The sequence below is a fragment of the Nocardioides rubriscoriae genome (assembly GCF_008087085.1).
Taxonomy (GTDB): Bacteria; Actinomycetota; Actinomycetes; order Propionibacteriales; family Nocardioidaceae; genus Nocardioides; species Nocardioides rubriscoriae.
This window is the reverse complement of sequence record NZ_VIYJ01000005.1, coordinates 257873-281019: the sequence shown is the minus strand read 5'-3', so window position 1 is coordinate 281019 and position 23147 is coordinate 257873. Positions and strand designations below refer to the sequence as shown.

At 73.8% G+C, this 23147-nt stretch carries 24 protein-coding genes; 15 read left to right on the top strand and 9 right to left on the bottom strand.

Annotation, left to right across the window (positions count from 1 at the left end):
- Positions 1–58 precede the first annotated feature (58 nt).
- Both FZC61_RS10935 and FZC61_RS10930 read left to right on the top strand, forming a co-directional pair.
- The gene (locus FZC61_RS10935) at positions 59–601 is read left to right on the top strand and encodes a cbb3-type cytochrome c oxidase subunit II (RefSeq protein ID WP_148614200.1); all 543 of its coding nucleotides are present in this window, start codon (positions 59–61) and stop codon (positions 599–601) included.
- Position 602: 1 nt separating this feature from the next.
- Positions 603–1160 (top strand): hypothetical protein, encoded by a 558-nt coding sequence (locus tag FZC61_RS10930; protein WP_148614199.1) that lies wholly within the window; start codon positions 603–605, stop codon positions 1158–1160.
- On the opposite strand, the gene FZC61_RS10925 is transcribed toward FZC61_RS10930, so the two are convergent.
- Positions 1138–2190 carry a hypothetical protein gene (locus tag FZC61_RS10925; RefSeq protein WP_148614198.1) on the bottom strand — a complete coding sequence of 351 codons (1053 nt, stop codon included), beginning with the start codon at positions 2188–2190 and terminating at the stop codon, positions 1138–1140. The two genes, FZC61_RS10930 and FZC61_RS10925, sit on opposite strands and share 23 nt — an antisense overlap.
- A 104-nt stretch (positions 2191–2294) precedes the next feature.
- Between FZC61_RS10925 and FZC61_RS10920 the strand changes: the two genes are divergently transcribed.
- The 5 genes from FZC61_RS10920 (at position 2295) to guaB (ending at position 6617) form a co-directional block, all read left to right on the top strand.
- A complete protein-coding gene (locus FZC61_RS10920; RefSeq protein WP_148614197.1) occupies positions 2295–2837 on the top strand; it encodes a hypothetical protein in 543 nt (180 codons plus the stop codon).
- Complete coding sequence (locus FZC61_RS10915) at positions 2834–3208, top strand: hypothetical protein (RefSeq protein ID WP_148614196.1); 375 nt, start codon at positions 2834–2836, stop codon at positions 3206–3208. Before FZC61_RS10920 ends, FZC61_RS10915 begins: the two co-directional genes overlap by 4 nt.
- Positions 3205–4110 carry a hypothetical protein gene (locus FZC61_RS10910; RefSeq protein ID WP_148614195.1) on the top strand — a complete coding sequence of 302 codons (906 nt, stop codon included), beginning with the start codon at positions 3205–3207 and terminating at the stop codon, positions 4108–4110. The genes FZC61_RS10915 and FZC61_RS10910 overlap by 4 nt, the downstream gene beginning before the upstream one ends.
- A gap of 72 nt (positions 4111–4182) precedes the next feature.
- Positions 4183–5067: a GNAT family N-acetyltransferase gene (locus FZC61_RS10905; RefSeq protein WP_148614194.1), complete on the top strand. Its 885-nt coding sequence runs from the start codon at positions 4183–4185 to the stop codon at positions 5065–5067.
- Positions 5068–5114: 47 nt separating this feature from the next.
- Entirely contained in the window at positions 5115–6617 is a 1503-nt protein-coding gene (guaB, locus tag FZC61_RS10900; protein WP_148614193.1) for an IMP dehydrogenase, read from the top strand.
- A gap of 7 nt (positions 6618–6624) precedes the next feature.
- Here the strand turns inward: guaB and FZC61_RS10895 are convergent, their stop codons facing one another.
- Positions 6625–8691 carry an autotransporter outer membrane beta-barrel domain-containing protein gene (locus tag FZC61_RS10895; RefSeq protein WP_148614192.1) on the bottom strand — a complete coding sequence of 689 codons (2067 nt, stop codon included), beginning with the start codon at positions 8689–8691 and terminating at the stop codon, positions 6625–6627.
- Between the two features lie 99 nt (positions 8692–8790).
- Here FZC61_RS10895 and rnhA point away from each other — a divergent pair, with 99 nt between their 5' ends.
- Both rnhA and FZC61_RS10885 read left to right on the top strand, forming a co-directional pair.
- The gene (gene rnhA, locus FZC61_RS10890; RefSeq protein WP_148614191.1) at positions 8791–9243 is read left to right on the top strand and encodes a ribonuclease HI; all 453 of its coding nucleotides are present in this window, start codon (positions 8791–8793) and stop codon (positions 9241–9243) included.
- A gap of 26 nt (positions 9244–9269) precedes the next feature.
- Positions 9270–10376: a GuaB3 family IMP dehydrogenase-related protein gene (locus FZC61_RS10885; protein ID WP_148614190.1), complete on the top strand. Its 1107-nt coding sequence runs from the start codon at positions 9270–9272 to the stop codon at positions 10374–10376.
- A gap of 29 nt (positions 10377–10405) precedes the next feature.
- Here FZC61_RS10885 and FZC61_RS10880 read toward each other — a convergent pair whose 3' ends face one another.
- Positions 10406–11314, bottom strand: coding sequence for an NAD(P)H-dependent flavin oxidoreductase (locus tag FZC61_RS10880; RefSeq protein WP_148614189.1), 909 nt, complete (start codon positions 11312–11314; stop codon positions 10406–10408).
- Positions 11315–11333: 19 nt separating this feature from the next.
- Positions 11334–12188, bottom strand: coding sequence for a protein kinase family protein (locus FZC61_RS10875; RefSeq protein WP_148614188.1), 855 nt, complete (start codon positions 12186–12188; stop codon positions 11334–11336).
- Between the two features lie 24 nt (positions 12189–12212).
- On the opposite strand from FZC61_RS10875, the gene FZC61_RS10870 reads away from it, so the two are divergent.
- The 5 genes from FZC61_RS10870 (at position 12213) to FZC61_RS10850 (ending at position 15865) form a co-directional block, all read left to right on the top strand.
- On the top strand, positions 12213–12950 hold the full coding sequence (locus FZC61_RS10870) for a serine hydrolase (RefSeq protein WP_170286071.1): 738 nt from the start codon (positions 12213–12215) through the stop codon (positions 12948–12950).
- Positions 12947–14050: a dipeptide epimerase gene (locus FZC61_RS10865; protein ID WP_148614186.1), complete on the top strand. Its 1104-nt coding sequence runs from the start codon at positions 12947–12949 to the stop codon at positions 14048–14050. Before FZC61_RS10870 ends, FZC61_RS10865 begins: the two co-directional genes overlap by 4 nt.
- The gene (locus tag FZC61_RS10860; protein WP_148614185.1) at positions 14047–14616 is read left to right on the top strand and encodes a C40 family peptidase; all 570 of its coding nucleotides are present in this window, start codon (positions 14047–14049) and stop codon (positions 14614–14616) included. Before FZC61_RS10865 ends, FZC61_RS10860 begins: the two co-directional genes overlap by 4 nt.
- 86 nt (positions 14617–14702) lie before the next feature.
- The gene (locus FZC61_RS10855) at positions 14703–15557 is read left to right on the top strand and encodes a sigma-70 family RNA polymerase sigma factor (RefSeq protein ID WP_148614184.1); all 855 of its coding nucleotides are present in this window, start codon (positions 14703–14705) and stop codon (positions 15555–15557) included.
- 71 nt (positions 15558–15628) lie between these two features.
- Positions 15629–15865, top strand: a complete 237-nt coding sequence (locus tag FZC61_RS10850) for a DUF1059 domain-containing protein (RefSeq protein WP_148614183.1) — start codon at positions 15629–15631, stop codon at positions 15863–15865.
- A gap of 16 nt (positions 15866–15881) precedes the next feature.
- Here the strand turns inward: FZC61_RS10850 and FZC61_RS10845 are convergent, their stop codons facing one another.
- From FZC61_RS10845 to FZC61_RS10825, 5 genes are all read right to left on the bottom strand, one after another.
- Positions 15882–17261 carry a sensor histidine kinase gene (locus FZC61_RS10845; RefSeq protein WP_170286070.1) on the bottom strand — a complete coding sequence of 460 codons (1380 nt, stop codon included), beginning with the start codon at positions 17259–17261 and terminating at the stop codon, positions 15882–15884.
- 197 nt (positions 17262–17458) lie between these two features.
- Positions 17459–19105, bottom strand: a complete 1647-nt coding sequence (locus FZC61_RS10840; RefSeq protein ID WP_148614181.1) for an ABC-F family ATP-binding cassette domain-containing protein — start codon at positions 19103–19105, stop codon at positions 17459–17461.
- A complete protein-coding gene (locus FZC61_RS10835) occupies positions 19102–20274 on the bottom strand; it encodes a glycosyltransferase (RefSeq protein ID WP_148614180.1) in 1173 nt (390 codons plus the stop codon). Before FZC61_RS10835 ends, FZC61_RS10840 begins: the two co-directional genes overlap by 4 nt.
- 132 nt (positions 20275–20406) lie before the next feature.
- The gene (locus FZC61_RS10830; protein WP_148614179.1) at positions 20407–22032 is read right to left on the bottom strand and encodes an acyl-CoA dehydrogenase family protein; all 1626 of its coding nucleotides are present in this window, start codon (positions 22030–22032) and stop codon (positions 20407–20409) included.
- Positions 22029–22628 carry a TetR/AcrR family transcriptional regulator gene (locus FZC61_RS10825; protein ID WP_148614178.1) on the bottom strand — a complete coding sequence of 200 codons (600 nt, stop codon included), beginning with the start codon at positions 22626–22628 and terminating at the stop codon, positions 22029–22031. The genes FZC61_RS10830 and FZC61_RS10825 overlap by 4 nt, the downstream gene beginning before the upstream one ends.
- Before the next feature lie 53 nt (positions 22629–22681).
- Here FZC61_RS10825 and FZC61_RS10820 point away from each other — a divergent pair, with 53 nt between their 5' ends.
- A complete protein-coding gene (locus FZC61_RS10820; RefSeq protein WP_170286069.1) occupies positions 22682–23122 on the top strand; it encodes a PaaI family thioesterase in 441 nt (146 codons plus the stop codon).
- Positions 23123–23147: the final 25 nt, after the last annotated feature.

Sequence of the window (23147 nt, the reverse complement as noted above, 5' to 3'; positions counted from 1 at the left end):
CGCGCAGGCGGTTCGTGCCAGGGTGTCCCGGTCAGCCCGTGAGCCCAGGGAGGGAGCGATGGACCAGACCGCGGCCCCGCGCAGCCCACGCCTGCTCCTCGCGCTGCTGGCCGCGCTGCTCGTCGTGGTCGTCGCGACGTCGCTGGTCCTGCTGCACGACCGGCGCGACGCGGCGGGCATCCGCGTCCAGCGGCCCGCCGACATCGGCAACGCCGGCTGGACCGAGGACAGCGCCGGACGCGCGGTGGTGGCGGCCCGGACCGCCGCCACGACCTACTTCACCCTCGACCACCGCACGATCAAGGCCGACATGGCGGCGATGCGCGCCCTCGGCACGCCCGGCTTCGTCGACGAGTACGACGCCCGGGCCAAGACCCTCGCGGAGCGGATCGTCGCCCAGGACCTCGTGCTGTCCGCCAGGCTGCCGCGCGACGGCACCGCCACCGAGTACCTCGTGACCGACCGGGCCGTCGTGCTGGTGTCGGTCGACGTCACGACGGCGCGGGTCGGCGCCGAGGGCACCACGCGCTACCGCACCCGGGTCGGGCTCGACCTCGTCGACGGCCGGTGGCTGGTCGCGAGCCTGGACGAGGTGGCGTGAGGTGACGGTGCTCCGCGATCGTCGCGTGACGGTGCTGCTCGTGCTGGTGCTGCTGGGCTCGGCCCTCGCGGTCGTGCTCGCCCTGACCCGGCCCGCCGCCGACGGCGCGACCGCGCCCCCGGTCGAGACCGCCCAGGCACCCTACTTCGTGCCGGCCGACCTCCTCGGGCCGGGCGGCGAGGCCCTGGCCGCCGCCGTCTCGGCGCTCCCGGCGGCCCTGGGCTACGACCACCGCGACCTCGACGCCACCCTCACGCGGGCCACGCAGGCGATGACGACCGGCTACGCCCGCGTCTTCACGCGCACCTTCGACCGCCGGGTCCGGCCGCTGGCCCAGCGGCAACGCTCCGTCGTGGAGGCCCGCGTGCGCGGGGCCGGCGTCGTGCGCACCGACGGCGACACCGCCGTGGTCTGCCTGGTCTACGTCGACCAGGTCCAGGTCCGCCCGCGAGAAGGCCGCAAGGACGCGCAGCCACGGGTGCTGTCGAGGAACCGGGTCCGCGTCGAGATGGTGCTGCGCTCCGGCGCGTGGAAGATCAACGGGATCGACCCGCTGTAGCCGACGCGAGCCGGACCCGCCAGGTCGCCTGCGCGGTCAGCCCGCTGGTGTCCGTCGTGGTGTACGTCCGGGTGATCCTCAGCGCCCCGGGCGCGTCGGTGGGCGCGAAGACCACGACCTCGCCGTCGGCCGGGTCGATCGAGCGGGGGAACGTCGCGACGGGGTCGGCGCCGTCGAGCGCGTACGCCGCGGTGCCGCTCGCCTGCGCCGCGTGCGACCCCGGGTCGTCCTCGCGCGACGTGACGCTGGTGAAGCCGGGCTGGGTGCCGAGCACCACGACCCAGTCCCGGTCGACGGGCGCCCAGCCCAGGGTCGTCACCCAGGGCACCCCGAGGACCGCGACGCCGCAGCGCGTGGCCGACCCGGGCTCGCCCCGGAAGCCCGTCGACCACGTGGCGTCGGGGCAGGCGACGTCCTGCGGCCGCGTCGCGGCGGTGTCGTAGAGACCCGCCGCGCGCCCCCGGTCGACCGTGCCCGAGGCCAGGTCGACGGTCTGGGCGACCCCGTCGAAGGTCACGACGAGCGTGCTCCGGTCGAGGTCGGGACGCCCGTCGACGGCGACGTACGCCGATCGGGTGGCGGCCACGGCGGTCCCGCCGGGCTGCACGAAGGCCGAGGCGAGGGAGACCGGGTAGCGCGCGTCGCCGATCCGCAGCTGGAGCTCGGGCTCGGCCGGAGCCGCGTCGCTCGGCCCGTAGAGGGCCCGCGGGTCCGGCGTCATCGTGACCGACACGCCGACCAGGCTCCCTCCGCGCGGAGCCCGGGTGCCCACGTCGACCCCGTCGACCCCATCGACCTCGTCGACCGGGTCGCCGACGACGACCTGGAGGGTGCCGGGGGGCACCCGCACCGTGACCGGCGTGGACCGCGGGACGAACGCCGCGTCGACCTCGTCGCCGACCTCGACCCGGTCACGCCCGTCGAGCACGCGGACGGTGACGAGCCCGGCCCCGACCAGGAGCACGGCACCCAGGGCGACGAGGACGACCAGGGTGACGACGCCGCGACGGGCGACACGGCGCGGGCACATGAGCGCGCTCCTGCCCGTTCGGCGGGAGCCCAAACGCGGCGGGCCCGTGGTTTGGCGCCCGTCTCGCGGGGCACCACGACCCCGAGCACGACGAGAGGACCCCCATGTCGACCACCGAGAGTCTCCAGCGCCGCCGCCGGCGCTACGGGAACGATCTCTACGCCTGCGAGGACCCGGTCACGGCCACGGACGCCGGGGGCGTCATCCGGGTCACCGTGGACGCCGCGGGTGACGTGGTCGACGTCGTCGCGGTCCGCGACACCGACGCCCTGCGCACCCCGGAGGGTCTCGCCGAAGCGGTCCTGGGCGCCCTGGCCCGGGCCGAGGGCGAGCGGTCGGTGCGGTCGGCCCTCGTCTCCGGCCTGGCCGAGCGTGCCGAGCGGGGTCTCGAGCCGCCCCGGATCCTGCAGACCTACCGCGCGAGACCCATCACGATCGCGTCGCCGCAGGAGGCCCGCGAGCGCTTCTTCGCCTACTCGCCGCGGCTCGACGAAGCCCCCCGGCCCCGGGTGTCGGGCAACGGCTGCCTCACCGTCCACCTCAGCGACGCCGGCGTGCCCGACCGGCTCGAGACCGATCCGGGCTGGTTGCAGGTCGCCACGCTCGCCCACCTCACCAAGGCCCTGAAGGAGACGTTGATCCGATGAACCAGGCAGTCGAAGCGACCGGGGGCAGCACCATCCCGCTGTCGGGCAAGCAGACCATGTGGGCCGACACGACCCAGCTCTACTCCTCGGCGTACACGTGGGAGTGGACGATCACCTACGACCTGGTCGCGGCGATGGCGGTCGCGCAGCAGGGCACGACGGCCCACGGCCTGTTCGGGCTGGCGATGTCGTCGGTCGCCGACAAGCACCAGGACTTCATGGAGCTGGCTGACCGCCTGCTGTCCGCCGGCATGGACAACGCGGCGGAGATGGGCAAGGCGATCCGCCTGGCCGCCGACGACTTCGTCAGGACCGACGACGGGGCGGCGAGCGACGCCGACCGCGTCCGGCGTGCGGTGGAGCAGCCATGAGCGACGGAGACCTGCCCCTGCCGGTGTTCGCCGACCCGACCGGGGTGCTGACGGGGCTGGAGCTGCTCCTCTTCACGACCCCCGACGACTGGGTGGCCGAGATCAACAAGGCTGAGGACGCCATCGTCGCCGGGGTCAAGGAGGGGATCAGCAAGGTCCACGACCGGGTCTGCAAGCTCGGGTTCTGGGACCTGGTGGGCATCGGCGTGATCAGCCCGGGTCTGGGGATCACCGCGGCCCTCGGTCAGGGCATCCTCGGGGACAAGCTCGAAGGCATCGCCCAGGACGTCTTCGACAAGCTCGACGAGCTCTGGGACGCCGTCCAGGCCGCGGTCGACGCGCTCATCGGCAACCCCGCGAAGCTGTTCGAGCTCGGCACGAGGTACCTCTCGGCGAAGGAGAGCCTGGAGAGTGCGGTGTTCGACGCCGAGCACGAGAAGGGCCAGCTCGCGAAGTACTGGGGTGGCCTGGGCTTCACCGCGTTCGGCGAGGCCAGCCGCGAGCAGGTCGCCGCCATGACCGTGATGGCCGACAAGATGGGCGCCGCCGCCAAGCTGATGGCGTCAGCCGCCCAGGCGCTCAAGCAGGCGTGGAGCAACATCGTCCAGGCCCTGCTGGCGCTCGCCTCCGACATCGTGTCCAAGATCGCCAGCGGTCTCGACCTCGGCAACATCCTGACCGGCGACTCGGGCCCGATCCTGTCGCTGATCAGCTCGGCGCTCAACCTCGTCAACGCGTGCACCAAGGCGATCCGCGACATCAACCTCAACGCCGACACGGTCGGCGCGATGGACTGGATGTCGTTGGGCAGCTCCAAGGCGTTCAAGGGCGGCACCTCGTGGCCCCCGATCGACCCCGACGACTCGAGCCAGTACTCCGACAGCGGCAGCTGGACCAACTGAGCAGGTGCGCCGGATCGCGGGCGAAACCTGCGGAGACTTGTGGTCGTAACACGCTCCGGGCACGCTCCGGACATGCTGTGGAGAGTGCGCGCGACGCTGCCGGACCGACCTGGAGCCCTGGCCGCCCTGGCCCAGGAGTGCGGGAGCGCCGGGGTCAACATCGTCGGCTTCCAGGCGTTCCCCGACGTCGAGCAGGTCACCGACGAGCTCGTGGTGCGCACCCCCGAGGACTGGGCGGCCGGTGACCTCGTCGCGCTGGTCGAGCGCGCCGGGGCGACCCGGGTCGTGGCCAGCCCGTGCTCCGAGGACGCGCTGGTCGACCAGCCGACCCGCTACGTCGAGGCCGCGCGCGCGGTGCTCGAGCAGCCGGCGTCGTTCCCCGACGTCGTGGCCCACCTCTTCGACGCCGACGTGCACCCCGGCGACGAGCCCCAGGACGTCATGGAGATGAGCGTCGGCGAGGTGCAGGTGCAGGTGCGTCGTACGGCGCCGTTCACCGCCGTCGAGCGCAACCGCGGGGCGGCGATGGCCGACCTCGTCAGCGACGTCCTGGGTCGCGAACGGCCCGCCTTCGCCCCCTCGGGGGGCCGCCGGATGGGCAGCGGCGCCGTCCCGACGTACGTCGTCGAGGGGCCCCGGGTGACCGCGCTCGCCGACGGCGTCGCGGTGGGCCGCGCGGTCGTGACGCCGACGCCCGAGGACCCGGCCGTCCACACCATCGACCTCGAGGTCGACGTGGCGTGGCAGCGGCGCGGGATCGGCACCAAGCTGCTCGGCGAGGGCGCGCGGGTGGCCCGCGGGCTAGGGGCCGCCGAGGTCGTGCTCACCACCGCCCACGACAACCGCGCGGTGATGCCGATGGTGCTCGCGGCGGGCATGCGCGGCCGGATCCGGATGGCGGGGGAGACCCTCACCGTGCGGATCTCGGTGACCGAGCTGCGGCCCCGGGAGGAGTGAGCCGGGCTGACCGGCAGGTGACGTGCGTCTCCGCGTAGGCTTGGTGTGTGGAGGTCCCTGACAAGTTCGCCGCCCTCGGTCTCACCTACGACGACGTCCTGCTGCTGCCCGGTCATTCCGACCTCGCGCCCGACGAGATCGACACCACCACGCGGCTGACCCGCGAGATCTCGATCAAGGTGCCGATCATCAGCGCCGCGATGGACACCGTGACCGAGTCGCGGATGGCGATCGCGATGGCCCGCCAGGGCGGGCTCGGCGTGCTGCACCGCAACCTGTCGATCGAGGACCAGGCCTACCAGGTCGACCTGGTCAAGCGCACCCAGACCGGCATCATCTCCAACCCGGTCACGATCACCCCCGACCGCACCCTCGAGGACCTCGACCGGATCTGCGGCGAGTACCGCGTCTCCGGCCTGCCGGTCGTCGACTCCGACAACCGCCTCATCGGCATCTGCACCAACCGCGACCTGCGCTTCACCCCGGTCGCCGAGTGGGCCACCACCAAGGTCGACGAGGTGATGACCCCGATGCCGCTGATCACCGGTCCGGTCGGCATCTCCCGCGAGGACGCCACCCTGCTGCTGCGCGCCCACAAGCGCGAGCGGCTGCCGCTGGTCGACCCCGACGGGCGCCTGGGCGGCCTCATCACCGTCAAGGACTTCGTCAAGGGTGAGCAGTTCCCGCTGGCCTCCAACGACGCCCACGGCCGGCTCATGGTCGGCGCCGCGATCGGCTACTTCGGCGACGCCTGGCTGCGCGCCACGACCCTGGTCGAGGCCGGCGTCGACGTGCTGGTCGCCGACACCGCCCACGGCAACGTGCGGATGCTGCTCGAGATGGTGCAGCGCCTCAAGAACGACCCCGCGACCCGCCACGTGCAGGTCATCGGCGGCAACGTCGCGACCCGCGAGGGCGCCCAGGCGTTCGTCGACGCCGGCGCCGACGCCGTCAAGGTCGGGGTCGGGCCCGGCTCGATCTGCACCACCCGCGTCGTCACCGGCGTCGGCGTACCCCAGGTGACCGCGGTCTACGAGGCGTCACTGGCCTGCAAGCCCGCCGGGGTCCCCGTCATCGCCGACGGCGGCATGAAGCACTCCGGCGAGATCGCCAAGGCCCTCGTGGCCGGCGCCGACTCGGTGATGGTCGGCTCGCTGCTGGCCGGCTGCGAGGAGTCGCCCGGTGACCTGGTCTTCATGAACGGCAAGCAGTTCAAGGCCTACCGCGGCATGGGCTCGCTGGGGGCGATGTCGAGCCGCGGCAAGAAGTCCTACTCCAAGGACCGCTACTTCCAGGCCGAGGTGTCCAGCGACGACAAGATCGTGCCCGAGGGCATCGAGGGCCAGGTCGCCTACCGCGGCCCGCTCGAGGCGGTCGCCCACCAGCTCATCGGCGGGCTGACCCAGTCGATGTTCTACGTCGGTGCCCGCACGGTGCCCGAGCTGCAGGACAAGGGCCGCTTCGTGCGCATCACCGCCGCCTCGCTCAAGGAGAGCCACCCCCACGACGTGCAGATGACCGTCGAGGCCCCCAACTACACCGGCTCCTAGGCCGCGCTCACCCGTACCAGCCGACCTGGGCGACCGTCAGGCGGGCCCGGCGGTCCAAGGTGGCCTGCAGCCGTGACGTCGCGCCGAGCCGGACGACGACGTAGGTGACCGTCGTACGCCGCGCGGGGGCGTCGACCCGCTCGGTCGCGCCGCCGGGGGCCGACAGGGTCAGCCGCGTGGGCCGGGTGGTCCGCGAGACCGTCACCCGCAGCAGCACCCGGCGGGCCTGGCCGGGCACCGCCACGCTGGTCGCGCGACGGCCGCTGAAGGTCGCGCTCAGCCGGGTGCTCGCGGCCGGGACGAAGCAGCCGCCGTCGCGCACCACCACGGAGCGCAGGTTGACCGAGCGGCTGCCGATGACCGGCACGAAGCCGGGGGTGCGGGCACAGCCGAAACCACCGACCACCTGTCCTGCGGTGAGCACGGCGAAGCCGGTGTCGCGCGGCCACCGGGTGCCGCCCGTGGTCACGACGGCCCCGCTCAGCGACGCCGTGCCGGTGACGGTGACGCGGTCGGTCGCGGTGGCGTCCGTCGAGGTGGGCACGCGCACGACGTAGGTGCCGCCGGCGTTGGCGGTGTAGTCGCCGTCGATCGCGAGCACACCGACCGGAGTCACCCGCAGCGCGCCGGCCGGCAGGTCGCCGTCGATGCTGCCCGAGCCGGTGAACGTCGCGCCGGTAACGAACGTCGTGCCCGCCAGCGACCACTGCGAGCGGCCGGCGTGGGTGAGGTCCCCGGCGCCGCCGATCTCGACCGACTGCAGCACCGTCGGGTCGCCGCTGCCGCGCCCGATGGCGAGCGTGGCGTCGCGCTGGACGGTGACCCGCCCGGGGTCGGTGCAGCACGACCCGGAGGTGAGGGTCGCGCCCGCCGGCAGGCTCAGTGTGGCCTGCGCCGGCACGACCAGACGGGCGCCGCTGTCGACGGCGAGGGTGGCGCCGGGGGCGACGGTGAGTCCGCCGGCGGGGGTGAGCAGCCCGCGCTGGCCGACGTCGGCGGACCAGCGCTGCACCCGGGTCGGCGGGCCGGGCAGCACCGTCACCGGGACGGTGGGGGCCACCCGGACCTCTCCGCGCACCCGCGCCCCGGCGAGCCGGACCGACCCGTCGCCGAGCACCTGGTGGGCGCCGGCGAGCTCGGCGTACTGGCCCAGCTCGAGGGTGGTGCCGTCGGCGAGGGTCAGGTCGTCGAGGAGCTTGAGGGTGCCGTCGGCGGCCGTGGGGTCGCCGGGTTCGAAGGCCTCGCCGTCGGTCTCGGTGACGCGGAAGGTGCCGCCACCGGTGATCGACCCGGGGCCCTGGGTCGCCGACCCGGGGGCGCTGCCGGCGCGGACCGGGCCGCCCACGAGGTCGACGGTGTTGCCGGTGCCGACGTCGAAGCGGCCGCCGAGGTCGAGGCCCACCTCCTGCAGGCGCACCGTGCGTCCGGTGGCACCGGTGATCGACCCGACCTCGACCGTGCCGTCGACCCGCAGGGTCGAGGAGGGAGCGGTGCAGCAACGGTTGCCCAGGACCCAGGCCTCGGGGTCGAGCGTGAGGGTGCCGGTGCCGGCCACCTCGATGGAGCTGTCGAACATCAGCTGCAACCAGGGCTCGGTGCCCGCGCCGAGGCCCGTGGCCAGCGAGGTCTGACCGAGCAGGCGCAGGGTCTGCTGGCCGCCGTAGCCGAACCGGAGCGGGGTGTTGCCCGGCGCGATGATCGACGGGAGGGCACCGAGGGCACCGACCTCGAGATCGACGTTGATGTCCCCGCCCTGCCACAGCAGGGTCCCCACCGACACCGTGCCCTCGCCGGACAACGACGTGGCGGCGTCCGGCGAACCGTTGACCGTCAGCATGCCCAGGGTGACCGTGGGGACGCCGGTGATGGTCCCGGTGGGCAGCGTGACCGAGTCGCCGTCCTCCGGGATGCCCTGCGGCTCCCAGTTGCGCATGTCGCTCCACAGGGTGCTCTGCGTGCCCTGCCAGGTGTACGCCGTCACGGCCCGCGCAGGTGGAGCGCCGTCGACGACCGTGACGACGGCCAGGGCGGGCAGGACGAGGCTGAGCGCGACCAGCGCGGGACGGATCCGCACGATGACTCCTGGAGGGTGGCTGGGGGGAGACGGGCTGCACGTCACCGTCCCGCCGCGTCGCGGCGTGGTCCATAGCCCGAACGGCCTACGATCACGGGCGTGAACGAGGTCGTGATCTACACCGACGGGGCGTGCGAGCCCAACCCCGGACCGGGCGGCTGGGGCGCCTACCTGCGTGCCGGCGTCCACGAGAAGGACCTCTGCGGTGGCGAGGCCGAGACGACCACCAACAACCGGATGGAGCTGATGGCGCCGATCATGGCGCTCGAGACGCTCACCCGTCGCTCGGCGGTGCAGCTCTACACCGACAGCGTCTACGTCCGCAGCGGCATCACCCAGTGGGTCGTCAACTGGCAGCGCAACGGGTGGCGCACCTCGGCCAAGCAGCCGGTCAAGAACGTCGACCTGTGGCAGCGCCTGGTCGCGGCCTGCGCCGAGCACGACGTCGACTGGCACTGGGTCAAGGGCCACGCCGGCAACGAGGGCAACGAGCGAGCCGACCGGCTCGCCTCGCGCGGGCTGCGTGAGGCGGTCGCCGCCGCTGCGCGCTGACCCGGCGTGCATGGGAGACTGACCGCATGACCGAGATCCAGATCGGCCAGGCCAAGCGTGGCCGCCGGGCCTACTCCTTCGACGACATCGCGATCGTGCCGTCGCGGCGCACCCGTGACCCCGAGGAGGTCAGCACCGACTGGCAGATCGACGCCTACCGGTTCTCGCTGCCGGTGCTCGCCGCGCCGATGGACTCGGTGATGTCGCCGGCCACCGCGATCGCGCTGGGCCACCACGGCGGGCTCGGGGTGCTCAACCTCGAGGGCCTGTGGACCCGCTACGACGACCCGAGCGACCTGCTGGCCGAGGTGGCGGGGCTCGAGGGCATCGACGCGACCGCACGGATGCAGGAGATCTACACCGAGCCGGTCAAGCCCGAGCTCATCACCGAGCGGCTGCGCGAGGTGCGCGACGCCGGGGTGACGGTCGCGGGCTCGCTGTCGCCGCAGCGCACCAAGGAGTTCGCCAAGGTCGTCGTCGACGCCGGCGTCGACATGTTCGTCATCCGGGGCACCACGGTCAGCGCCGAGCACGTCTCGAGCCAGGCCGAGCCGCTCAACCTCAAGGAGTTCATCTACGAGCTCGACGTGCCGGTCATCGTCGGCGGGTGCGCGACCCACCAGGCGGCGCTGCACCTGATGCGCACCGGCGCGGCCGGTGTGCTCGTCGGTTTCGGCGGCGGCGCGGCCCACACCACCCGCACCGTCCTGGGTGTCGCGGTGCCGATGGCCAGCGCGGTCGCCGACGTCGCCGCCGCGCGTCGCGACTACCTCGACGAGTCCGGCGGGCGCTACGTCCACGTCATCGCCGACGGCTCGATCGGCACGTCCGGCGACCTGGCCAAGGCGATCGCCTGCGGCGCCGACGCCGTCATGGTCGGCTCGCCGTTCGCGCGGGCCACCGACGCGCCCGGCCACGGCTTCCACTGGGGTGCCGAGGCCCACCACGAGGTCCTGCCCCGCGGTCGCCGCGTCCGGCTCGACCAGGTCGGCACCCTCGAGGAGATCCTCTTCGGTCCCTCGCGCGTCGCCGACGGCACGATGAACCTCATCGGTGCGCTGCGCCGCTCGATGGCGACCACCGGCTACACCGACCTCAAGGAGTTCCAGCGCGTCGAGGTCGTCGTCGAGTAGGTCTCGCCGGGGCCGCGCGAGCCGGCCGGTCAGCCCAGGCGGGCTGACGCAGCGTCGAGGGCGGCGCGGCAGCCGTCCCAGGTGCGGCGTACGACGTCGGCGACGGGCTCGACCGAGCCGATCCGCGCCGACACCTGACCGGTGTTGGCGACGCTGGCGTCCATCTCGCCGCCGAAGTAGAGGTCGGTGATGCGCCCCAGCAGCTTGGTGTCGTGCTCGGTGCGTGCGGTCAGCTCGTTGCGCAGCACCCGCATCGTGGGGTTGCCCGGCACGCTCAGCAGCACGGTGGCGTCGTCGCCGGCGCCGACGATCGCGTCCTTGAAGTGCTGGTGGACGCCGGCCTCGTGGGTGGCGAGCATCCGGGTGCCCATCTGCACGCCGTCGGCGCCGAGCACGAGGGCGGCGGCCATCGAGGTGGCGTCGCAGATGCCGCCGGCGGCGATCAGCGGGAGGTCGACGTGCTGGGCGACCAGCGGCAGCAGCACGAGGGTCGAGGCGCTGAGGGCGCCCTTGAAGCCGCCGCCCTCGACCCCCTCGACCACGAGCCCGTCGACGCCGGCGTCACGGGCCTTCTGGGCACCGCGCAGCGTGCCGACGACGTGGAGCACGGTGATGCCGGCGTCGTGCAGCCGGTCGGTGAAGAGTCCCGGGTCGCCGGCCGACGTCGTGACCACGGGGACGCCCGCCTCGGCGAGCACGTCGACGATCGACGGGTCGTTCTTCCACCCCTGGATCATCAGGTTGGCGGCGTAGGGCTTGGCGGTCAGGTCGCGCATCCGGAGCAGGTCGGCACGCCCCTCGTCGGTCAGCGACTCCACGACGCCGAGCCCGCCCGCCTCGGACACGGCGGCGGCCAGGCCCGCCCGGGCGATGTAGGTCATCGGGGCCTGGACGATCGGGATCTCGATGCCGAGCAGGTCCTGCACGCGGTTGGGCATGCTGCACCCTAATCAGGTCCTAGTCAGGTCGTGGTCGTGGCCCGACCAGGGCGTCGCGCAGCATCCGGTGGCCCTGGGCCTCGAACGGCTCGTCACCGACGCGGTGGGCCCAGGCGGCGGTGCCGATCGCCTCGCGTACCTGCTGGCGCCACCACGCGTGGGGCTCGCGCGGGTCGGTGCCGTAGCCCTCGAGGAAGGCGGCCTCGAGGGCCGGGTCGCGGCGGAAGTCCTGGGCGGCGAGCCGGGCGAGGTCGGAGGCGGCGGTGCGCAGGTCGGCCCGGCCCAGGTCGATGACCCGCACGGTGCCGTCGTCGTCGACGACCCAGTTGCGCGGCTGCCAGTCGCCGTGGGTGGGGACCAACCTCGCCGGGGGCGTCGGCCAGGCGGCGATCTCGTCGCGCAGCAGCGCCTCGGTGTCCGTGGCGATGCGGTGCGGCTCGTCCAGCCAGCGCAGGGCGCGGGCGTTCTCGCGGGCCTCGTGGTCGGGGTCCACGACGGCGAGCTGCCCGTGCAGCACCGCCAGCAGGACGCCGGCCTGGTGGTAGGTCGCAGGCGCGCCCTGGGCCGCCGTGCCCTCGACGAGGCGGCCCGGCAGCCACGTCGTCACCAGCAGGCGGGCCTCGAGGTCGGCGCCGACCAGGGTGGCGGCGTGGCCGGTCGCGCGCCACGGCCCGAGCCACTCCTGGTGCGCGCGGACCTCGCGGGCCAGGTGGGAGTCGTCGGGCCCTGACGCCTTGACGGCGTAGGAGGTGTCGGCGCGGCGTACCTCCAGGACGGTCCGGTCGACCTGGCCCCAGCTGTGGTCGCGCACGACGGCCCACCCCGGTAGCCACCGGTCGAGGAGCTCACGCTGGTGCGGGGTGAGGTCGGGCACGGGGCGGATCCTAAGGTGGGACCCGTGACACAGGAGCTGATCGGGGTCTGGCTCGGCGGGCTCGACGGCACGACCTGGTGGGAGCAGGACGCCGACGAGCCGGCGTACGCCGCGAGCCTGGTCAAGGTGCCGCTGGCCACCGCTGCGGAGGCGGTCGACCTCGACACCGCGGTACGGGTGCACGACGACTTCGAGTCGGCGGTCGGCGGGCGCTTCACCATCGCGCGCGAGGACGACCAGGACGACGCGACCTGGGACGCCCTGGGCGCGACCGAGACCCTGCGCGAGCTGCGCTGCCGGGCGATCGTCGACTCGAGCAACATCGCGACCAACCTGCTGCTCGAGCAGGTCGGGGTCGCGGCGGTCCAGCGCGTGCTGGCCGACGCCGGGGTCAGTGGCCGCACGCGATTCACCCGCGGCATCGGCGACCTGGCCGCGCGCGAGGCCGGACTGGCCAACGAGGTCACCGCCCGCGACCTCGGCCGGGTGCTGGCCCACACGCCGACGGCCGTGGAGCAGGTCATGCTCGGCCAGCGCTACCGCGACGGCATCCCCGCAGGGCTGCCCGCCGGCACCCACGTGGCCAACAAGACCGGCTGGGTCGACGGCCTCACCCACGACATGGCGATCGTCCGGCCGACGGCCGCGCAGGGTGGCGCGGCGTTCGCGCTGGTCGTGCTCACCCGCACCGACGACTCGTTGGAGGTCGCCGAGGCGCGCATCGCCGCGCTCGCCGCCGAGGCCTGGGAGCGTCGCCGATGAACACGCCCACGGTCGCCGAGGTGCGCACCCGTCGCCTGAGCGTGCCGCTGCACACGCCCTTCGTCACCGCCCTGCGCTCCACGACGACCGTCGAGGCGGTGCTCGTCGAGGTCGTCGACAGCGACGGCGCCGTCGGGTGGGGTGAAGCACCGCAGGTGTGGCAGGTGACCGGCGACTCGCTCGCCGGGTCGCAGGCCTGCCTGGAGGGACCGCTGCGCGACGCATTGGTCGGCCGTCCCGCCGACCTGTCCGAGAGCACTGCTCTCGTGCAGCGTGCGGTCGTCGCCAACCGGTCGGCGAAGATGGCCGCCGACGTCGCCCTGCACGACCTCGCCGCGCGGCGTTCCGGGCTGACGCTGGCCCAGCACCTCGCGGCCCACGTGGGCGTGACGGCGCTGCCGCCGGCCTACGTCCGCACCGACGTCACGCTCGCGGCCGGCAGCCCGGCCGAGCTCGCCTCGGCCGCGACGGCGCGGGTCGACGACGGGTTCGACACGCTCAAGCTCAAGGTCGGCACCGACGCCACCACCGACGTCGCCCGGGTGCTCGCGGTGCGGGCCGCGGTCGGTCCCGGTGTCGGCCTGCGCCTCGATGCCAACCAGGGCTGGGACGCCTTCGAGGCCGTGCGCGTGATCGGTGCTCTCGAAGCGGCCGGTGCCGACGTCGAGCTGGTCGAGCAGCCCGTCCCGGCGCACGACCTGATCGGTCTCGCCTACGTCACCGCCCACGTCGAGACCCCCGTGATGGCCGACGAGTCGCTCTTCACCCTCGAGGACCTCGTCGAGGTCATCCGCCTCGACGCCGCCGACCTGGTCAACGTCAAGCTCGCCAAGTGCGGCGGGCTGACGCCCGCGCTCGAGCTGCTGCGGGTCGCGCACCTGCACGGCTTCGGCACGTTCGTCGGCTCCATGATGGAGTCGCACCTCGGGGTGGGTGCCGCGGCCGCGCTGGTCGCCGCCGTGGGCACGACCAGCCTGCCCGACCTCGACGCCGCCTGGTGGTCGGTGGCGTCGCCCTACGCCGGGGGCCCGTCGTACGACGGCGACCGGCTCGTCCTGTCCGACCGGCCCGGTCTGGGCATCGAAGGAGTGCTGTCATGAAAGCGATCCGAGTGACCGGCGTGCTGGCCGGACCCGACGAGTCCGCCGAGCAGGTCACCCAGCTGTGGGTGGGGGAGCACGTCGAGGTGCGCGCCCGCGAGGGGGACTGGCTGCGGGTGGTCGCCCCGGCCCAGTGGTCGTCGAAGGACCCCGTCGGCTACCCCGGGTGGGTGCGCGCCGACGACCTCGCCCTCGACGAGGAGAGCGTCGTGGCTATCGCGCGGACCTACCTCGGCACGCCGTACGTCTGGGGCGGCCTGACCCACGACGGCATCGACTGCTCCGGTCTCGTGCACGCGGCCTTCCGGGCCGTCGGGGTCGAGGTGCCGCGCGACGCCTCCGACCAGGCTGCGCGCTGCGAGCCCGTCGCCCTGGGCAACGAGCGCCCGGGCGACCTGTGGTTCTTCGCGCGCGACGGGGCCGGCACCCCGATCACCCACGTCGGGTTCTGGACCGGTCCCGACACCCTCCTGCACGCCCCCGACGCCGGCCCGCGGCGCTACGTCGTCGAGGAGGCGCTGCCCGACGAGCGGCGTCCGACCCTGGTGGCGGCCGGCCGGTTCTGATCGCGAGCCGGTCACACCCGACCGCGACCGCACGTCAGGGGAGTGACGGAGCCCCGAGGGGGAGCCCAGAGGGAAGGGTGTCGACCATGGACCAGACGGAGCGGTTCGAGGCGGAGCGACCACGGTTGGTCGCGCTCGCGAGCAGGGTGCTCGGTGACCACGCCGAGGCCGAGGACGTCGTGCAGCAGGCGTGGCTGCGGCTGCACCGCACCGATCGCGGCGGCACCGAGATCGAGAGCCTGCCGGCCTGGCTGACGACCGTGACCACGCGGTTGTGCCTCGACCGGCTGCGCGCGCGCACGCCGGTGCCGGTCGAGGAGGTCGAGGACGTCGACGGCGAGCACTCGGTCCCGGACCCGGCCGACGACGTCGTGCTCGCCGACACCGTCGGCGTCGCGCTGCAGGTCGTGCTCGACCGGCTCTCGCCGCGCGAGCGGGTCGCGTTCGTGCTGCACGACAGCTTCGGCTTCGAGTTCCCGACGATCGCGGCGGTCCTCGACACCACACCGGTCGCGGCGCGCAAGCTCGCCTCACGGGCGCGGGCCAAGGTGGCCCAGCCCCGCTCCGACGACCGCCTGGCCGACTGGGAGGTCGTCGACGCCTTCATGGCCGCCGCCAGGAAAGGCGACCTCGACCGCCTGCTCCAGCTGCTGGCCCCCGACGCCGTCGTCACCGCGGACGACGCTGCCGTCCTGCTCGGCACCCCGGCGTCGATCGAGGGCCGCGAGGAGGTGGCGACGTTCTTCGACGGCAGTGCCCGCGCCGCGCTGCCCGTGCTGGTCGGCGGCCGTCCCGCCGCGGCGTGGTTCCACCTGGGTGCCGCCAAGGTCGTCTTCGACTTCACCGTCGCCGACGGTCAGGTCCGGGCCATCACCTTCCGCGCGGCCCCGGACGTGCTCGCCGACGTCGTACGCCGCGACGGCGGCCAGGCCCGAGGCTGAGCCGGTCACACCCCGGCCCCACCGATCGTCAGCATCACGACAGCTCGCACCCACCACGTACAGGAGACGACATGAAGACCATGACCTGCCGCGACCTCGGCGGCCCCTGCGACCTCGCGCACCACGGCGAGAGCGCCGACGACGTCATCAACGCCCAGGACCAGCACCTCAAGGCCGCGGAGAAGGCCGGCGATGCCTCCCACCAGGAGGCGCGCGACGCGATGAAGGGCCGCTGGCGTCACCCCAAGCGCGCGATGGGCTGGTACAAGGCCACCAAGCAGGCCTTCGCCGACCTGCCCGACGACTGAGCCCGGGGCGCGCGCCTCAGAGCAGCCGGGCGGGCGCCTCGGGGAGCTCGACGGTGAAGGTCGCCCCGCCGATCGGGGAGGGCGCGTAGGTGATCGTGCCGGCGTTGGCCGCCAGCAGGTCCCGCACGATGTAGAGGCCGAGCCCGCTGCCGCGACGCAGGCCGTCACGGGCCTGCGTCGACCGGCTGTACCGGTCGAAGAGGTGCGGCACGAAGTCCGGCGGGACCCCGGGGCCGTCGTCGGTGACCGCGATGGTCACCCGCCCGCGGCGGGAGGTCGCCGTGACGTTGATCGTGTCGCCGCCGTACTTCACGGCGTTGGTCAGCAGGTTGGTCAGGACCTGCTGCAGATGCACCGGGTCGACCCAGGCGCCGACGTCGTCCACGCCCGAGGTGTCGATGACCACCGGGTGCGCGGTGAGGGCGTGGACGACCAGGTCGAGGGAGTCCCGCAGCGGCACCGCCTGCGGCGAGGCGACGACCTGACCGGCGTCGAGCACGGTGGCGGCCAGCACGTTGTCGAGCATCTCGGTCATCGCGCGCGCACCGGCCGAGATGCGCGACGCATACTCACGGACCGCCTGCATCTCGGCGCCGCTCAGGCCCTCGAGCAGCTCGGCGAACCCGAGCATCACCGCCGCCGGGGTGCGTAGGTCGTGGGCCAGCATCGCGGTGAGGTCCTGCAGCGCCTGGTGCGCTCGCCGACTGTCGGTGACCTCCTGGATCTGGGAGACGAAGTGGAGCGGCGACCCGTCGATGTCGCGGACCAGGGCCACCGAGAGCAGGGCCCACACGGTGCGCCCGGACTTGGTGATGTAGCGCTTGTCGATCTGGTAGGACCCGATCTCGCCCGCGACGAGCCGCCCGACGTGCTCGAGGTCGAGCTCGAGGTCGTCAGGGTGGGTGATCTCCTGGAAGGTCAGGCCCAGGAGCTCCTCCTCGGTGTACTCGGTGAACCGGGTGACGGCCGGATTCACCTCGCGCCAGGTGCCGTCGAGCTCGACGATCGCTATGCCGATCGGGGCGTGCTCGAACGTCAGCCGGTTCTGCTGGACCGACACCCGCAGGGCGTGCTCGGCCCGGCGCGCCTCGGTCACGTCGACGCATACCCCGAGACCCGCGACCACGTGCCCCATGTCGTCGCGCACCGGGGCGAGTCGCTGGGAGTAGGTCCGCCCCTCGTAGGCGATGTCGCGGGCCGTCGAGTCCCCGCTCAGCGCGGTGCGGTACTGCGGCTCGATCACGGCCGCCGTTTCGTCGGGGAAGGCCTCGAAGAGCGTCCTGCCCTCGAGCATCTCGCGCGACAGACCTACGTCGGCGAGCCCCTGACCGCCCGCGCAGAGGTAACGCAGGTCGTGGTCGAAGGCGAACAACGCACCCTGGGGGAACGAGCGCATGAGCGGGTGGTCACCCGCACGACCGAGGACGGCGACGACCTCGTCGCGTTCCGCAGACCGTGCGGGCCGGTCGGCCCTCGTCCTGGTGCGCATGGCTGCCCTTCGGTCGATCCTCGGGGCTCCCACCGTAGATTTCGTGGGCGTCGCCGGGTGCGAAACGACCGGAGTCGGGCCGTTCGACCCGGCCCGTTCGGGACCTAGGTCCCGTGCCGCGCCGCGACCCGGCCCGCGTCGACCTCCCAGCGCTGGTCGAGGCGCACGTTCTCGAGCAGGCGCCGGTCGTGGGAGACCAGCAGCAGCGCACCGTCGTAGGACTCCAGCGCCTGCTCGAGCTGCTCGATGGCGGGCAGGTCGAGGTGGTTGGTGGGCTCGTCGAGCACGAGCAGGTTGACGCCGCGGGCCTGCAGCAGCGCCATGGCGGCGCGGGTGCGCTCACCGGGGGAGAGCCGGCCGACGAGGCTGGCGACCTGGTCGGCCTTGAGCCCGAACTTGGCCAGCAGGGTGCGCACCTCGGCCTGTGTCCACTCGGGTACGACGGCCTCGAAGGCCTCGCCCAGCGGCTGGTCGTCGGCCAGTCCGGTGCGGGCCTGGTCGATGACGCCGACCGCGACCGACGACCCGAGGGCGGCCGTGCCCGTGTCGGGACGGTCGTCGCCGAGCAGCAGCCGCAGCAGGGTCGTCTTGCCGGCGCCGTTGGGACCGGTGATGCCGATCCGCTCGCGCGCGTTGACCTGCAGCGACACCGGGCCGAGCGTGAAGTCGCCGAGCCGACGGGTCGCCTCGTTGAGGGTCGCCACGACCGAGCTCGAGCGCGGTGCGGCGGCGATGTCGAACTGCAGCACCCACTCCTTGCGCGGCTCCTCGACCTCGTCGAGCCGGGCGATCCGCGACTCCATCTGACGCACCTTCTGCGCCTGCTTCTCCGACGACTCGGTCGCGGCCTTGCGGCGGATCTTGTCGTTGTCGGGGCTCTTCCTCATCGCGTTGCGCACGCCCTGCGAGCTCCACTCGCGCTGCGTGCGCGCCCGCGAGACGAGGTCGGCGCGGGTGTCGGCGTACTCCTCGTAGGCCTCGCGGGCGTGGCGTCGGGCGACCTCGCGCTCCTCGAGGAAGGCGTCGTAGCCCCCGTCGTAGACGCTCACCTGGTGCTGGGCGAGGTCGAGCTCGACGATGCGGGTCACGCAGCGCGCCAGGAACTCGCGGTCGTGCGACACGAGCACGACGCCGCCGCGCAGCCCCTGCACGAACGTCTCGAGCCGGGCCAGCCCGTCGAGGTCGAGGTCGTTGGTCGGCTCGTCGAGCAGCACGACGTCGAAGCGGCTGAGCAGCAGCGCCGCCAGCGCCACCCGCGCGGCCTGCCCGCCCGAGAGCGACGTCATCAGCGCGTCGGGCCCGACGTCGAGGCCGAGGTCGGCCAGCACCGACCCGGTGCGGTCCTCGAGGTCGGCGGCGCCGCTGGCCATCCAGCGGTCGAACGCCACGGCGTAGGCGTCGTCGGCGCCGGGCACGCCCGACCCGAGGGCGGCCGCGGTCGACTCCATCGCCTCGGTCGCCTCCGCCGCGCCGGTACGCCGGGCGAGGTAGGCCGCGACGCTCTCGCCCGCGACCCGCTCGTGCTCCTGCGGCAACCACCCGACGAACGCGTCGCTGGGCGCGGTGGTCACGGTGCCGTCCAACGGCGTGGCCTGGCCCGCGAGCAGGCGCAGCAACGTGGACTTGCCGGCCCCGTTGGCGCCGACGACGCCGACGACGTCGCCCGGGGCGACGGTGAGGTCGAGCCCCTCGAACAGCACGCGGTGGCCGTGCCCGCCGGACAGGTCCTTCGCGACGAGGGTTGCGGTCACGGCTCGATCGTAGGGGCCGAGCCGAAGCGGGCCTCCAGCACCTCGACCACCTCGGCCGGCGAGGGCATGGCTGCGATCTCGTCGGCCACCACCGTCGCGGCCGTCGAGAACGACGGCTCCGCGAGCAGCCGTTCGACCGCCGCACGCACGGCCTTCACGTCCGTCTCGGATGGCCGCAGCGCGAGGGCAGCGCCGCTGCGCACACCGCCCTCGGCGTTGCGGAACTGGTCGGCGGCTTGGGGCAGGCAGAGCTGGGGAAGGCCCTGGGCGAGGGCGCCGAGGAACGTGCCCGACCCCCCGTGCGAGACCACGACGGCAGCGTGCTCGAGCACCTGTGGCTGGTGCACCCACTGCTCGACGCGCACGTGTGCGGGGACCTCGCCCAGCGCGGACGCGTCGCCACCGGGGCCGAGCGCGACCAGCACCCGAACCGGGAGGGCTGCGGTCGCGGCGACGGCCGCGCGGAGCACGCTCGCGTCGTGACGCACCGTGCCGAGGGTGAGGTAGACCAGTGGGCGGTCGACGGCCGCGAAGTAGTCAGGCGTCGCCGACGGCGGTGGCCCGGTCATCGCGACCGGCCGCAGCGGCTGGCGGTGCGGCACGTGGTCGCCGGGCACGGTCTGGACCGACGGCGGGCAGATGTCGAGGTAGAGCGAGCCGTAGCACCCGGCGTACGGCGGCACCGTGAGGCCGTGCGCGGCCCACAGCGGCGCGAGACGCTCGCCCGCGGCCGCCACGAAGGCGGCGGGCACGTGGCCGCCGAACGCCGTGGTCACCGACGCGACACCGACCACCGCTGCCACGAGCGGGGAGGCGAGCTCGGCCTGTTCGTGGACGAGCAGGTCGGGCCGCCAGTCGTGGGCCAGCGGCAGCAGGCCGTCGACCATCGACGGAACCTGGCCGCCGAACCACCGCGGGAAGAGGTAGGCGGCCTGCTCGGGCGGCGGTAGGCGCTTGGCCACGCTGAACACGTCGGCGCGGATCGCGCCCAGGACGTCGCGTGCTCCTCCGCAGACGACGGTGGGCACGCCGCAGGCCTCCACCGCAGCACGCGCGTCCGCACCGACGGCCCACAGCACGTCGTGCCCGCCGTCGAGGAGGGCACGCGCCAGCGGCACCAGGGGGTAGACGTGGCCGAGTCCCGACGTCGAGGAGAACAGGACGCGCACCGGTCACTCAGCCGGTGGCGTCGGTTGCGACGACAGTGGTCGGCATGGTGCTCCTCAGGTCGAGACGTGCCCCCGTGCGCGTCCCTGACCACGCTAGACCTGCCGCGCCGTTGTGACCACGGCGAGACGACCTCAGTCGACGTGGGCCCGCTCGACGATCGCGTCGAGGTCGAGCCCGGGCGGCAGCGTGCCGAGCGCGCCACCCCAGTCCCGGGCCAGCCGCGAGGCGCAGAACGCGTCGGCCACGGCGTGCGGCGCGTGCTGCACGAGCAGCGAGCCCTGCAGCACGAGTGCGAGCTGCTCGACGATCCGGCGGGCGCGCAGCTCGAGCTCGGCACCGTCGGAGAGCTCCTTCTTGACCAGCGCGATCGCGTCGTCGAGGCGGTGGTCGGCGCCGGCGGCGAGCTCGACCTCGGTGAAGAACCGCTCGACCGACTCGGGCTCACGACCCATGGCGCGCAGGGCGTCGAGCGCGGCGACGTTGCCGGAGCCCTCCCAGATCGAGAGCAGCGGCAGCTCGCGGTAGATGCGCGGCAGGCCCGACTCCTCGACGTAGCCGTTGCCGCCCAGGCACTCCATCGCCTCGCCGGCGTGGACCGGTCCGCGCTTGCAGACCCAGTACTTCGAGACCGCGAGGGCCAGGCGCCGGAACGACGCCTCCTCGAGGTCGCCGCGCACCGCCCGGTCGGTCGCCCCGGCCAGCCGCATCGCCACGGTGGTGGCGGCCTCGGACTCCACGACGAGGTCGGCGAGCACGTTCTTCATCGCGGGCTGGTCGACCAGGTGCTTGCCGAACGCCGAGCGGTGCCGCGCGTGGTGGGTGGCGAGCACCGTGGCCAGGCGCATGCCCGAGGCGGTGCCGAGGGTGCAGTCGAGGCGGGTCATGTTGACCATCTCGACGATCGTCCGCACCCCACGGCCCTCCTCGCCGACGAGCCAGGCCGCGGCGTCGTCGTACTCGATCTCGGAGGAGGCGTTGGACCTGTTGCCGAGCTTGTCCTTCAGGCGCATCAGCCGCATCGGGTTGAGCGCGCCGTCGGGCAGCACCCGCGGCACCAGGAAGCACGACAGCCCGCCCTCGGTCTGCGCGAGGGCCAGGAACAGGTCGCTCATCGGCGCGGAGGTGAACCACTTGTGCCCGGTCAGCCGCCACGACCCGTCGGGCTGCGGCACGGCGCGCGTGGTGTTGGCGCGCACGTCGGAGCCGCCCTGCTTCTCGGTCATCGACATGCCGGCGATCAGGCCCGCCTTGCCGGTGGGGGGACGCAGCCCGGGCTCGTAGGTGCGCGAGGTCAGCAGCGGCTCGTACGTCGCCGCGAGGTCGGGTGCGGCCCGCAACGCCGGGACCACCGCGTAGGTCATCGAGATCGGGCAGCCGTGGCCCGCGTCGACGTTCCAGGCCAGGAACTTGGCGGCGCGGGCGACGTGGGCACCCGGACGGTCGTCGGCCCAAGGGGCGCCGTGCAGCCCGTGCTCGACCGCCGTGGTCATCAGCTGGTGGTAGGCCGGGACGTAGTCGACCGCGTCGATGCGGTGGCCGTAGCGGTCGTGGGTGCGCAGCACCGGCGGCACCCGCTCGGCCAGGCGCCCCCACTCCTGTGCCTCCTCGGTGCCCGCGAGACGCCCCAGCGCGTGGATCTCGTCGAGCGCCCAGCCGGCCCCCTCGCGCTCGACGGCGGCGAGCAGTGCCGGGTCGTGCGCGGTGTCGTGGCCGACCAGCGGCGGGACCTGGTTGGTGACCTCGTGGGTGGTGCTCATGGGGTGGCTCCGATCGATCGGGTGATGAAAGCGGTCAGCTCGGGCACGACGCGCTGCGAGGCGACGCCTGCGTGCAGGGGGACGACGAGCGCCTCGGCCATCGCGCCGACGACGGCGGCGGCCGAGACCTCGGGGTCCTGGGCCGGCAGGTCGCCTGCGGCGACCGCGTCGGCGACCAGGGCCGCGAAGATCCCGCGGTAGGCACGACGGTAGGTGAGCCGCTCGGCCTCGACCTGCGGGTCGACCGGCTCGGCGATGAGGGCGTAGGCCAGGCGCGGGGCCTTCAGCGCGCGGCGCGCGAAGGTCTCGACGCTGACCTCGATCCGCGCAGCGACCGTGCCCGGCTTGGCGGCGGACGCCGCCACGGCGTCGACCTCGCGCTGGGTCGCGGCGCGGAAGACCTCGGCGAAGAGGGCGCCCTTGTCGGGGAAGTGCCGGTAGACGGTGCCGGTGGCGACACCGGCACCGGAGGCGACCAGCGCGACCGAGCACCCGGCGTACCCGCGCTCGGCGACCAGGGCGTGCGCGGCGGCCACGATCGCGGCGCGGGTCGCGTCGAGCCGCTCCTGCACGGCGGGGGTACGGCGGTAGGCCACTGATGAAGTGAACCGCGATTCATATCTTGGCGCAAGAGCAGTACCGTCACCCGGTGACCTCTGCAGACCGGCCCGACACGCGGCCCGACACGCGGCCCGACTCCCGGCCCGACTCCACGGGCCCGGGCCCGTTCTCCCGGCTGCTCGGCTTCCGCCTGGTGCGGGCCGACGACGAGGGTGCGGTCATCGAGGCCGACCCGCGCGCCGAGCACTGCAACGGCGGCGGCATCCTGCACGGCGGCTACCTCAGTGCGCTGCTCGACTCCGCGACCGGCTGGGCGGTCCACGCCCGCGTGCCCGCCGGTACGCCGGCCCCGCACGTGCAGCTCACCGTGCAGTACGTGCGCGCCGCCCTGCCCGGCAGCACCCTGGTCTGCACGGCCCGCTGCGTCGGCGCCGGGCGCCGGATCGCCTCCGCCGAGGCCGAGGTCCACCAGGACGGCCGGGTGGTCGCGCGCGCGGTGACCAGCCACGCGGTGCTGACCCCGACCTGACCCCGACCTGAGGTCGCCCGGCCGC